This window comes from Streptomyces sp. M41(2017) (assembly GCF_002078175.1).
GTDB lineage: Bacteria > Actinomycetota > Actinomycetes > Streptomycetales > Streptomycetaceae > Streptomyces.
This window is the reverse complement of record NZ_MWFK01000002.1, coordinates 662842-675764: the sequence shown is the minus strand read 5'-3', so window position 1 is coordinate 675764 and position 12923 is coordinate 662842. Positions and strand designations below refer to the sequence as shown.

At 72.5% G+C, this 12923-nt stretch carries 8 protein-coding genes; 2 read left to right on the top strand and 6 right to left on the bottom strand.

The window, feature by feature from the left end; translation table 11 throughout:
• Positions 1–37 precede the first annotated feature (37 nt).
• The gene (gene cynS, locus B0675_RS28635; protein WP_081222498.1) at positions 38–481 is read left to right on the top strand and encodes a cyanase; all 444 of its coding nucleotides are present in this window, start codon (positions 38–40) and stop codon (positions 479–481) included.
• Here cynS and B0675_RS28630 read toward each other — a convergent pair.
• From B0675_RS28630 to B0675_RS28605, 6 genes are all read right to left on the bottom strand, one after another.
• Positions 444–2915, bottom strand: coding sequence for a glycoside hydrolase family 3 N-terminal domain-containing protein (locus B0675_RS28630; RefSeq protein ID WP_081222497.1), 2472 nt, complete (start codon positions 2913–2915; stop codon positions 444–446). The two genes, cynS and B0675_RS28630, sit on opposite strands and share 38 nt — an antisense overlap.
• Entirely contained in the window at positions 2912–4846 is a 1935-nt protein-coding gene (locus tag B0675_RS28625; RefSeq protein ID WP_081222496.1) for a cellulase family glycosylhydrolase, read from the bottom strand. The genes B0675_RS28630 and B0675_RS28625 overlap by 4 nt, the downstream gene beginning before the upstream one ends.
• Positions 4847–4917: 71 nt before the next feature.
• Positions 4918–5964, bottom strand: a complete 1047-nt coding sequence (locus B0675_RS28620; protein WP_081222495.1) for a LacI family DNA-binding transcriptional regulator — start codon at positions 5962–5964, stop codon at positions 4918–4920.
• Positions 5961–6788 carry a carbohydrate ABC transporter permease gene (locus B0675_RS28615; RefSeq protein WP_081222494.1) on the bottom strand — a complete coding sequence of 276 codons (828 nt, stop codon included), beginning with the start codon at positions 6786–6788 and terminating at the stop codon, positions 5961–5963. The genes B0675_RS28620 and B0675_RS28615 overlap by 4 nt, the downstream gene beginning before the upstream one ends.
• A 16-nt stretch (positions 6789–6804) precedes the next feature.
• Positions 6805–7746 (bottom strand): sugar ABC transporter permease, encoded by a 942-nt coding sequence (locus B0675_RS28610; RefSeq protein WP_081222493.1) that lies wholly within the window; start codon positions 7744–7746, stop codon positions 6805–6807.
• Between the two features lie 52 nt (positions 7747–7798).
• Entirely contained in the window at positions 7799–9088 is a 1290-nt protein-coding gene (locus B0675_RS28605; RefSeq protein ID WP_081222492.1) for an ABC transporter substrate-binding protein, read from the bottom strand.
• 727 nt (positions 9089–9815) lie between these two features.
• Between B0675_RS28605 and B0675_RS28600 the strand changes: the two genes are divergently transcribed.
• Entirely contained in the window at positions 9816–12863 is a 3048-nt protein-coding gene (locus tag B0675_RS28600) for a glycosyl hydrolase (RefSeq protein ID WP_081222491.1), read from the top strand.
• Positions 12864–12923 lie beyond the last annotated feature (60 nt).

Genomic DNA, 12923 nt, shown 5'->3' with positions numbered 1-12923 from the left:
GTGTCGCGAGGAGCGCGGTCCGGGAACGGAGACATGCATGCTCAGCAAGCACGAAGCCGCCGAAGCCGTCCGGCAGGCCAAGGTGAGGACCGGAGTCACCTGGGCGCAACTGGCCGAGGCCGTCGGCAAACCGCTCGCCTGGACCACGGCGGCCCTGCTCGGCCAGCACCCGATGGACAAGGACTCGGCGGCGACGGCCGCGGCACTCCTCGAACTCGGTGACGACGCGGCCCTCGCCTTCCAGCTCCAGCCGACGCGCGGCGCCCTGGACGCGGCGGTTCCCGTGGACCCGACGATCTACCGCCTCTACGAGGTGGTCCAGGTCTACGGGCCCACCATCAAGGAACTGATCCACGAGCAGTGCGGTGACGGCATCATGAGCGCCATCAACTTCCGTCTCGACGTCCGCCGCGTCCCCGACCCCGCGGGTGACCGCGTCGTCATCACCCTCGACGGGAAGTACCTCCCGTATCAGTGGTAGTCACCGGGCCGGACCTCCCGCCGTCGATCTCCAGCCGAGCCCCCTGGGTGCGGTCGGAGGCGGGTCCCGTCTCCAGGGCCACCACCCCCGCCTCCACCACGCGTTCATGGTCCGGGCCGACCGAGGCCAGCGTGTCGGGGCCGATCTCGAACACGGCCTCCGCCTCCGCCCCCGGTGCGATGTCGAGCGCCACGAAACCGCGCAGCTCCCGGACCCGCGGCCACGCCGTGCCGCCGGAGAGCCTCCGCACGTACAGCTGTACCGTCTCGTGGGCCGGCCGGGCACCCGTGTTGCGGACCGCGACCCGGCAGACGAGCCGCGACGCATCGGCGGTGACCCGCTCCCGGGACAGCCGGGGCGCGCCGTAGGCGACGGTGGTGTACGACAGGCCGTGGCCGAACGCGTGCTCCGCCTCGGCGCTCTGGTCGACGTAGCCGCGGTACCGGTGGTCCTTGGCGTTGTAGAACACGGGCAGGTGCGCGGCGGAGCGCGGCACCGACACCGGCAGCCGGCCCCGGGGCTCGGCGTCCCCGAAGAGCACGTCGGCCACCGCCCGGCCACCCAGAGGACCCGGGTACCAGGCGCTCAGCAGCGCCCACGCGCTGCTCCGGGGAGCCGGCACCGCGTGCGGGCGGCCCTGCACCAGGACCACCACGACCGGCGTCCCCGTCGCGGACACGGCCTCCAGCAGCGCCCGCTGACCGGACGGCAGCGACAGGTCCGCGAGGTCGACGCCCTCGCCGCACGTCATGCCGGAGGGCGGCCCGGACCCGGTGACCGCCGCGCCGTTGGAGTCGAAGACGGTGTCCCCGGAGCGGGCGCTCGACCCGCCCAGGACGAGCACCGCGACCTCGGCGGCCGCCGCGAGCGCGGCGGCCGAGGCCACCCCCGAGACGTCGTCCCCCACCAGGGCGCATCCCTCGGCATGCGTGATCTCGGTACCTGGCGAAGCCGCCGCGCGGATGCCCTGGAGGACCGAGACCCCGGTGCCCGGCCGCTGCGGTGCCGTGTAGTCGCCGAGCAGGGGGGAGACGGCATCGGCGTTCGGGCCGAGCACGGCGATCCGCCGCGTGCCGGGGGACAGGGGAAGGACGTCGCCCTCGTGCACGAGCAGGGTGACCGAAGCACGGGCGATGCGCTCACCCGGACCGGCCGGTCCGACCGGTCCGGCCCCGTCGCCCTGACCGACCCGTTCGGTCACGCCGTCCTGACCGGTCGGGACACTCGGGCGGGGGCGATCACCCGGTCCGGCCGAACTGCCCTCGCCCACCTGCCGCTTGAGGGCGGTACCGACCTGTACGCCACTCGATTCGATCGCGCCCGCCGGTTCTTCCTCGAACAGGCCGAGCCGGAACTTCAGCGACAGCACCCGCGACACCGCCGCGTCGAGCCGCTCCTCCGCGACCAGCCCGCGGTCGAGGGCCTCGGCGAGACGCGCGAACGAAGCGTCCCACAGGCTCAGATCACAGCCGGCGTCGAGCGCGCGGGCCGCGGCGGCCGCCGGGTCACCGGTGAGCCGGACCAGCCGGTCGATCGCGCCGCCGTCCGCCATGACGACACCCTCGAACCCCCAGCGGTCACGCAGGAGACCGGTCAGCAGATACCGATTCGCGACACAGGGCAGACCGTCGAACTCGTTGTAGGCGGCCATCACCCCGGCCGCGCCCGCCGACACACCGGCCCGGGCGGCTGCCAGGTGGATCTCGTGCAGCTCCCGGGTCCCCAGCTCCGTGGCGGCGCTGTTGCGCCCCCCGACCGAGGCACCCTGCCCCGCGAAATGCTTGAGCACCACGCCGATCCCGGACGCGCGGGCGCCCTCGACCAGCGCCTCGGTCATCCGCGCCGCGAGGTACGGATCCTCCGTGAAGCACTCCTCGGTGCGCCCCCAGCGCGGGTCCCGCACCACGTCGAGGGCGGAGACCAGGGCCAGGTGCGCACCCCGGGCCCGCAGTTCCGCGGCGGCACCGGCCACCGCCTCCGCGTACAACGGCGGATCCCAGGTGGCACCCACCGCCAGGTTCACCGGCAGCACCGTCCCGTCGAGGGCCTGATGGCCGTGGGGCATCTCCTCCACCAGGAGCACCGGAATGCCGAGCCGTGTGTTCTCCCGTACGTGCCGCTGCACCTCGTGGGCCATGCGGGCTCCGTCGCGCGCGTCGAGACCGTCCTCGAAACCGACCCCGGACCACGCGTCGGCGCGCTGGAGCCCGTAGAGCGCGCCCATGCCGCCGAAGGCGCTCACCTCGTCGCGGAAGGTGCCGGTGAGCCGGTGTCCGTCCGGGGTGCGCTCGTACGCGTGCCAGCCGTACAGGCGCTGGTTGACCTGGCCGACCTTCTCCGTCGGCGTCATCCGTCGCAGCAGGTCGCGGACGCGTTCCGCCACCGGCGCCGACGGGTCGCGGTACAACGGTTCGCGGTACGGGGGAGAGGTCATCGCAGCTCCAGGACCGTGACGCCGAAGCCGTCGATCGTCACGTCCGACACCTGGGCGCCGGACCGCAGGTCGTGCAGCGTGCCGTCGGTGACGGGGGCCACGGTGAGCGGCTCGGGGCTCTGGCTGACGAGCCAGACGAAACGTCGCCCGTCGGTGTGCGCGAGAACGTCCGCCGCGACGTGCGGATCGGCGACCGTGACCGGACGCTCCACCCCCGCCACCTCCGCCAGCGCCGCGTACAGCCGGTATGTCGAGTCCGGGTTCGCGTGCGGAGTGCGGGCGGCCATGTGCTCCAGCGGATAGGTGGCGAGGACCGTGCGGCCCGCGCCGGTCTCGTTCACCAGCAGGGCGGGTCGGCCGTGCGCGTCCACCGCGACGACCCGGGCGCCGCGCGCCTCGACGGGCAGATAGGCGCGGCTGTCCTCGTTCCCGGCCACCGGCACCCGCAGCACCTCGCCCGCGCGCAGACCCCCGAAGTCCTCGGTGAACGTCATCTCCAGCACGTCGTCGAGGATCGGTTCGGCCACTCCGTACGACAACTGGAGCTCCACGCCGAACAGCCCGTCGAGGTCGTCGAACCAGGGGCCGCGGGTCGCGGGGTGCTCGCCGGAGCAGAACGACAGGTACACGGTGGCGCCCGCCGCGGCCCGTCGGGCGAGTTCCCGGCGGGTGCGGGTGGTGAGCTGGCGGGTGGCCGGCAGCAGGTACAGCGACGCGTCCCCCGGGAGGCGGTCGGCCTCGCGGGTGAACGCCACGGGCAGGTCCGCGGCGCGCGCGGTGACGTAACTCTGGTGCAGGGACGTGAAGATGAGCGGCCGGTCGGCGGGCCGGCTGTAGGGGTATCCGCGTTCCAGGAAGGCGGGCACGACCAGCGCGGTGTCCGCGTCCGCGCGGGCGCAGCCGGCGAAGTCCACGGCGCGCAGCACGTCGGCGAAGGCGGCGATCTCGCGCAACGGCTCCTTGGGGGCGCCGGTGGAGTCGGTGATGCCGAAGTGCATCTCGAAGGGGTGGTGGTCGTAGGGGGACTGGTCCCAGAGGTCGTCGTAGTCGGTGTTGTTCCAGGCGATCCAGCCGGTGGCCCCGCCGAGCAGCGAGTTGTGCAGGGTCTGGCGGTAGTAGACGCCCGCGTTGCGCGCCGAGACCGTGTCCGTGGAGAGCCCGAACTCCTCCAGCACGACGGGCTGTCCGGTCACCGCGGCCAGCTCGCACTCGAACGCGGCCCGGTAGTGCTGGCGCGGCCGGTCGGTGTCCGAGCGGTACACGTGGGGGCCCACGAAGTCGACGTACTCGGCGGTGTCCCGCAGCGAGAAGCCGTTGTCGCGACCGGTCACCTCGATACCCCAGGCGCCGTCGCCCAGGGACACCGGCTGGGTCGCGCCCGTGGCGCGCACCGCGTTGCACATCGCCTGCGCCCACGCCGTCACCACGTCCGAGGAGGGCGGGTCCACCTGATAGACGCGCCCGTAGCCGGGCATCTCGTTGGTGATCAGCCAGCCGGTGACCGCCGGGTGGTCCTTGAAGCGGCGGGCCATCCGCGACACGAACCACGCCTGGCGGCCGACCATCCAGACGTCCTCGTACAGATCCCGGCCGCCCCGCCAGACCGGGTCCCAGTTCTCTCCGGACATGTGCCCGACGATGAACGTGGGCACGGTCCCCATGCCCGCCTCCCGGTGGGCGTCGAGGAAGTCCTCGAAGCGCTCGCAGAGTTCGTCGTCGATCGTGTGCGGCTCGGGGTGGAAGTCCGGCCAGTAGAAGAACGACCGGGTCATCGTCAGCCCGTGGTCGCGGAGCACACCGAGTTCCTCACGGACCGTCTTCGGGTCGTAGTTCCGCCACATCAGCGGACCGCCGGTGCGGGACCAGAAGTTGGCACCGAGCCAGGGCAGGACGGTGGAGTCGTGGGTGAGCCGGGCGCTGTGGCGTCGCATGGTCCTTCTCAATGGTTGCGGGTGCGTGGTGCGGCTCCGCCGCCCGGGGGCGGCGGAGCGTGGTGGTGCTGTCAGCCGACCGGCGCGGGCCCGGTGGACTCGCGGACCACCAGACGGGGGCGGCCCGTCAGCGGGGTGTCCTCGACCTCCTCGCCGCACAGGGCGAGGAGCATGCGGGCGGCCGCCGCGCCGACCTCCTGGACACGCTGGTCCACCGTGGTCAGGCGGGGGTGCAGCCAGCGGCCGAGCGGCAGATTGTCGTATCCGACGACCGACAGGTCGCGCGGCACGGTCAGCCCGGCGCGCTGCGCGGTGCCGATGCCGCAGACGGCCATCGAGTCGTTGGCGTAGACGACGGCGGTGGGGCGGCCGTCGGCGTCGAGCAGGGCCTGCGTCGCCGCGACCGCCGACCGCTCGGTGAAGTCGGTGTGCAGGACGGCGAAGGGCCGCAGCCCCGCCGCGCGCAGCGCCGTCTCGAAGGCGGTCCCGCGCAGCCGGGTGTGCTGGAGTTCCGCGGGTCCCGCGACATACGCGACCCGCCGGTGCCCGAGTCCCAGCAGATGGGCGACGACCTCCTCGATCCCCGCCCCCTGGTCGAGCAGGCCGACCCGGGGCACGACGGCCCGGCCGTCCGGAGATCCGAGCAGGACCGCCGGCAGTCTCAGCCGCGCCAGCAGCGCGGGCCGGGCGTCGTCGTCACGGGCGTCGGTGAGCACCGCGCCGTCCACCCGGCCCTCGGCGGCGAGCCGCTCGTACAGGGCGTGCTCCTCCTGCGGTCCGCTCACCAGGTGCAGCAGCAACCCGTAGCCGCGCGGCGCGAGTTCGCCCTCTATGCCGGTGATCAGCTCGCTGAAGTGCGGGTCCGCTCCCAGCACGTCGGTGGGCCGCCGGACCACCAGGGCGAGGCTGCGCGTCCGGGCGTTGCGCAGGGCGGCGGCGGGGGCGCTGGGGGACCACCCCAGTGACAGGGCCGCGTCGAGGATCCGGCGCCGCGTCCCCTCCGAGAGCCGGCCCTTGTGGTTGAAGGCCTGGGAGACCGCGGCGGTGGACACACCAGCCGCCGCCGCGACCGCCTTGATGGTGGGACGCCTTCCCGTCTCCTCGGTGGACGCGCTCACATCTTCACCGCCCCACTGACCAGGGCCTGCTGCATACGCTTCTGGAGGACCGTGTAGACGATCCAGACCGGGATCAGCGTCAGGACGGTGCCCGCCGTCAGCACCCCGTAGTCCGTGCCGGTGATCGACTTCAGGGTCGGCAGCGCGACCTGGACCGTGCGCTGCGAGGGGTCGGGGCCGATGATGACCAGCGAGTACAGGTACTCGTTCCAGAAGGTCAGGAAGTTCAGCAGCAGCACGGTGGCGATACCGGGCAGACACATCGGCGTGTAGATGTGCCGGAGCACGGCGAACGTCGAGGCCCCGTCCAGCCGCGCGGCCTCCTCCATCTCCCGGGGGATCGTCCGCATGAACTGGACGAGGATCACCACGGACAGCGGCATCGCGGTCGCCGGCAGGAACAGCACCATGAACGTCCTGGTGTGGAACAGCCCGGTCGCCGCCGCGAGCAGGAACGTCGGGAACAGCGCTGCGAACGTGGGAATGAGGAATCCCAGCGAGAAGACCCGCTCGATCACCGCGGCCGAACGCCCCGTCGACCGGGCGATCGCGAACGCGGCCGGCACGGCGAGCAGCAGGGTCAGCGCGAGGGAGAACAGCGTCACCACGGCCGAGTTGACGACCGACAGACCGAGGTCGGCGCTCTCGAAGGCGGTCCGGAAGTTGCCGAGGCCCAGCGATGTAGGAGGCGCCAGGGGATGCGCGAAGATCTCGTCGTTCGTCTTGAACGCCGACGCGAGGAAGTAGTAGAGCGGGATGACCAGCAGCACCGCGTACGTCCACACCAGGACGTGAGCCGGGAGCCAGCGCTTGCCGAGCTTCATTCTGTGCTGCTCCGAATCAGTAGGTCTGGCGGAAGACGCGGCGGATCGCCAGGAGGCCGACGAGCCCGGCGAGGAAGAGGACGACACCGACGGTCTGGCTGTAGCCGAGGTCCGCCGCGATGAACGCCTTCTGGTAGACGAGGAACGACAGGGTCGTGGACGAGGTCCCCGGGCCGCCCTGGGTCAGCAGGAGGACGTGCTGCGCCGAGCCGAACAGCGTCCACAGGAACTGGAGCATCGTCACGACCCCCACGTAGTCACGGATCACGGGGAAGTGGACCGCCCACATGGTGCGCCAGTGACCCGCTCCGTCCAGTTGGGCGGCCTCGCCCAGCTCGTCGGGCACACTGCCCAGCCGGGCCGCGAACAGCACCGCGGTGAAGCCGATACCGCCCCAGACGTCCAGGGCGATCAGACACCCGAGGGCCGTCGACGGCGACGCCAGCCACGCGTCGGTCAGCGAACCGAGCCCCATCCCCTGCAGCGCGCCGTTGGCCAGACCGTCCGGCGACAGGGCCGCGTAGAAGACCATCGCCTTCGCCGGGGTCGAGATCAGCCCGGGTATGAACAGCAGGTAGCGGATCACCCGGTGCCCGGGCGGCCGTTGCGCCACGTAGTAGCCCAGCATGTACGCGCACACGATCATCACCGGCAGCGCCACGGCGAGCTGGACCGCGGTGTTGCGGGTGGCGTCCCAGAAGACGGGATCGGCGAACACCGTACGGACGTTGTCCAGCCCGGCGAACGACACCGGCTGGAGCATGCCCGGCCAGCGCAGTGCGGCGATCACGAAGATGGCGAGCATCGGCCCGACCATGAACACGAGGTACCAGACCAGCGCGGGCACGGCGAGCACGGTGCCGCCCTGCCGGGTGGCACGGCCCGCCGCGGCAGGAGGGGCGGGCGGTGCGGGGCGGCGGGCCGCCGTACCGTCCGGTGTCGTCGTCAGCGTCGTCATGCGGTGACTCCCGGGGACTGCTCGGCGGAAACGATGGAGGCGGGCGGCCGGCTCATGTGGACCGGTACGCGGCTTCGAGCGTGGTGCGGACCCGTGCGGCACTCGTTCCGCGCGTGAACGACGTACTGGTCGCGGTGATCAGCGGCTGCGCCGCGGCCGGCGGCACGTACACGTCGGGCAGCAGCACCTGACTCACCTCGGAGCCGAGCCGCTGCGCCGCCGCGACCAGCGGGAAGTCGCCGCTGACGGCGTCCGTGCGCAGTGCCATGTCGCGGCCGCTCTCCTTCACGAAGCGCGCCACGGTGTCCTGCCGGTACATGAACCGGAGGAACTTCTCCACGTGCTCGATCTTGCGGACGCCGTTCGGGCTGATCCAGAAACCGATGAGGGTGAAGGCGCGGATGATCGTGGGACGTTCGTGGGCCGACCGCTCGGCGAGCGGCCAGCCGCCCACCTCGGTGTGCCGGGCCACGGCCTCCGGCACCTTCGCCAGGGCGGAGGACATCGCCGACTGGATCGCCGCGGACCGGGTGTTGTACTGCGTGGTCATGGAGTCGGACGTCAGCCCCTGGGCCTTGTCCGCGAACACCCCCGCGTCCCGCAGGTCCACGAAGTACTGGATGCCCTCGCGGGCGCCCCGGCCCGAGAAGTCGCCGGCCGTGTACACGTGCCGCGCCTCGTCCTGGGAGAGGAACGTCTGGATGATCTGGGCCAGGAGCTTCTGCCCGGTCCAGTCGTTGCCGCCGACGGTGACCGGCGCGATTCCCCTGGCCCGCAGCTTGCGGGCGGCGGCGACGAGCTGGTCGCCCGTGGTGGGTATCTCGTCGACGCCGGCCCGGTCGAGCAGCGCGCGGTTGTAGGCGACCGGCCAGTTCGTGGCGAAGTAGGGGAAGGCCCGCAGCCGGTCCTTGCCGTCGGTCCAGGCGGACAGCGCGGTGGGCAGGACGCGCTCGCGCAGCCCCCACGCGTCCAGGTACGGCGCTACGTCCACGGTCGCGTCGACGTCCGTCCAGGCCAGCGTCTTGTCGTAGAGGTTGACCATGACGACGTCGGCCTCTTTGCGGGCCAGCCGCGACGTCTCGTAGACCTGGCCGAGGTCGTCGCCGTTGACGAGGTTCTTGACCTTCAGCCCGGGGTTCTCCCCGCGGAACCGGTCCAGGGCCGACAGATAGGTGGGGGAGCCCGGCGCGGTCGTGCCGAGCTGGGTGTGGATGACGAGGGTGTCCGGATCGGAGTCCGCCGAGGCGAGTTGCGAGCAGCCGGACAGGGCGGGCAGGGCGGCGGCCGTAGCCAGGCCGGAGCCGGCGGCGAGGAGGCCGCGCCGGGTCAGCGAAGAGCGCACAGCGGTTGTCTCCAACCAAGCGGTTAACGACTGGTTAATCGATGTACCTCAAAAGGTGCGAGGACTTTAGGAGGCGAACAGGCCGGGGTCAAGGGGTGGACGTTCACCCGATGCCGGGGAGGGTGACGCCCCGAGGTGGTGCGTGCCGTGAGGGTTGACGGAGCGGTGTGACCCCCTCTGCCCCCGCGTCCCCTCAAGTGCTCCACGGGTGACCGGACTTCACGGGACGCGCGGCCGGGGGTGAGGTGGCCTGACGGTGGAACCGCCCGGCCCACGCCGTGTGCGGTCGCCCCGGAAAGAGATCGACGGAGGCGGCGTACCGGGCCGCCCCCACCTCGTCGCGTATCGGGGTGTCGCGGGCCAACTCCCCACATACGGCGACTCGCCGTGAACCGGGATGATCCGGATGTGCGCCGGGAGCGCTCCCGTGCGCCGGGCTCCTGCGGGCCTCGGCCGACGCGAACGTGCCTGGTGGGCGCGGCGAGTCGGCGGTCTCCTCCGGTACGGGGCGCACGGCGGGTCGGGGGTTCGCTCCGGTGCCGGGGTGCCCCCGGCGCCTCATCCCGTATGCCCGTCCTCCTGGATCCGGATGTGTCCGACCTCCTCGATCCGGAGGTGATCGAGGCCGATCTCTTGACCGTGGCCGAATCGCGGGCTTAGCGTTCCGGCGTCGATACGCATTGAAACGATTCAATCACCCGCCTTTCTCCCGGACTTGGGGCGCACCATGGATGAACGCACGCCGCGACGCAGCGGACCGGCCCGACGTACGGCACTGGCTGCCGGGCTCGGGGCGACGGTCCTGAGCGCGCTTCCCGGAGTGGCCTCCGCCGCCCCGGCCGTCACGGGCGGCAGGGCCGGAGCGGCGCCGACGCCCGGGCCGGCGGGGGCCGGGCTCGGGACCACGGCCGACTGGTTCGCGAACCCGCCGCGCTCGGTGCGCCCGAAGTTCCGCTGGTGGTGGCCCGACGGGCTGGTCGACCCGGACGAGATCGCCCGCGAGATCGACCAGATCGCCGACGCGGGCTTCGGCGGCATGGAGGTCGCCGCCGTCCACCACAGCGTCAAGGACAAGTCCCTGCTGGACACCGAACACCACGGATGGGGGAGCAGACCCTGGCGGGACGGTGTCGAGGCCGCGTTGAGCCGAGCCGCCCGGCGGGGGGTGACCATCGACCTGACGCTCGGCCCCAGTTGGCCCGTCGCGGTCCCCGGCGTGACGCCCGACGACGACGTGGCCGCGCAGGAACTCGCCTACGGGCGGCTCGCGCTGGCCGCCGGTGCCCCCTTCGAAGGGCCCGTTCCCGCCGCCGTCCACGGGCCCGAGTCCGGTGTCACCCGTCAGACGCTCGTCGCCGTGCAGGCCGCCCGCGTCGACCCGGCGAACTCAACGCGCAAGGAGACGGGCCTGGACCTGGACAGCGTCCGGGACCTCACCGCTCTCGTCACCGACGGCGTCCTGTCCTGGACGGCTCCCGGCGACGGCGACTGGGTCCTGATCTCGTACTGGCAGCGCGGCTCGGCCCAGCAGCCCGAGTCGGGGCCGCACACGTCACCGGCGGCGTACGTCGTCGACCACTTCAGTGCCGCGGGCACCGGCGCGGTGACCGACTTCTGGGACCGCACGATCCTGACCTCCTCCCTGCGGCGCCTGCTGCGGGCCGCGGGCGGAGCGTTCTTCGAGGACTCCGTGGAACTGGAGACCGACGGACTGACCTGGACGTCGGGACTCCCCGAGGCCTTCGAGCAGCACACCGGACGCCCCCTGCTGCCCTACCTGCCGGCTCTCGTCCTGGACAAGAGCAACCAGGTCTTCGCCTTCGAGGCCCAGCTGACCCGGCAGATCCGGCACGACTTCTGGGAGACCGTCTCCGGGCTCTTCAACCGGCATCACCTCGGCGCCCTGCGGGACTGGGCCCACTCGCTGGGCATGCGCCTGCGCTCACAGCCGTACGGACTCCAGACGGACGCGATCGCCTCGGCGGCCCTGCTCGACATCCCCGAGGGCGAGTCCCTCGGCTTCAAGAACCTCGACGACTACCGCTGTCTCGCGGGCGGCCGCGACATGGCCGGCCACACGATCCTGTCCTGCGAGGCGGGCGCCTACAACGGCACCGCCTACAGCACGACCTGGGACCGGTTCCTGCGCACCATGGGCGGCGCCTACGCGGCCGGCGTCAACCAGACGGTCCTGCACGGCTTCTCGTACGCCACCGCGCCCCAGGTGGCCTGGCCCGGCTTCGCGGCCTTCAGCCCGTACAACGGCACCGCCGGATACGGGGAGTCGTGGGGACCGCGCCAGCCCACCTGGAAGCACGTTCCGGACATCGCCGACTACCTCGGGCGGCTGCACCGGGTGCTGCAGAGCGGCACGGCGCGCGCGGACGTGGCGATCTTCCGGCAGACCGGATACACCGCCACCGGCATCGGCGCCTCCTGGTTCACCGCGACCGGCATCCCTCTCGGCTGGAGCCACCAGTTCCTCAGCGGACCCCTGCTCGACCTGCCCGCCGCGACCGTCCGGCGGGGCCGCCTCGCACCGGAAGGGCCCGCCTACAAGGCCCTGTTCGTGGAGGGGGACTTCTTCTACGGTTCCACGCCCCCCCTGTCGGCCGACGACGCGCGCAGGATCCTCGCGCTGGCGCGGGCCGGACTGCCCGTCGTCCTGCTCGGCGCCTTCGACCAGGGGCTGACACCCGGAGTGCCCACCGACGGCGAGACCACCGAACTCCGTGACGTCCTGGGCCGGCTGCTCGCCCTCTCGAACGTCGCGCTCGTCAGCGACAAGGCGGCCGTCGGTGACGCGCTGTCCCGGCTCGGGGTCACGGCGGACGCCCGGTACGCCACGCCGTCCACCCTCCTCAACGCGCACCGCGCCACCGCCGAGGCGGACTTCTACTACTTCTGCAACGGCAAGCACGCGGAGACGGTCAAGCCGCCCGTCGCCGCCATCGACCACGAGGTCACCCTGCGCCGCACGGGCTCGGGCAGTTCGGTTCCCTATCTGCTCGACCCGTGGTCGGGCGAGGCCGTCCGGCTCGCGCAATACACCCGGGACGGCGACGACTTCACCGTCCGGATCACGCTGCAACCGGGGGAGTCGACGATCATCGCCCTGGGCCGCACCGGACTCTTCGGCGACCGGCACGGTTCGCTGCCGGGTGTCGTCGAAACGGACGCCGATCAGGCCCTCTTCACCCCGGAGGGTCTCGCGGTCCGGGTGAGCGCGCCCGGTACCTTCACGACCCGGCTGGACCGCGGCCGGCCCGTCTCCACGACCGTCCGGTCCGTGCCGGCCGTCGTCACCCCGACACGTTGGCGGCTGGACGTGGACGACTGGCGCCCCGGCAGCAGTGCCACCCGCACGGAACACGTCTCCGTCCCGGTCGCCCTCGACGCTCTGCTGCCCTGGTCGGCGATCCCCGAACTCGCCGACAGCGCGGGCATCGGCCGCTACCGGACCACCGTGGACCTCCCCTCCGACTGGACGTCCGGCCATGGCGCCCGGCTGGAACTCGGCCAGGTCGGCGACACCTGCCGGGTCAGCGTCAACGGCCGCCGCCTCCCCCCGGTCAGCCGGCTGCACCCGGTCGTCGACCTCGCCCCCGGCCTGCTGCACCGCGGGGCCAACGTGATCGAGGTGGAGGTCGCGACTCCGCTGATCAACCGCCTCCGGGTCGCCCAGCCGACCGTTTTCGGCGGCACGGCCCGCCAGGACCACGGACTGGTCGGCCCCGTCCGTCTGGTGCCGTACGCGCAGACACGCCTGTCCTGAGACGGATCCGTGCGGGGGCGCCGACTCCGTGGGAGGCGGCGCCCCTGGACACCTGCCCGG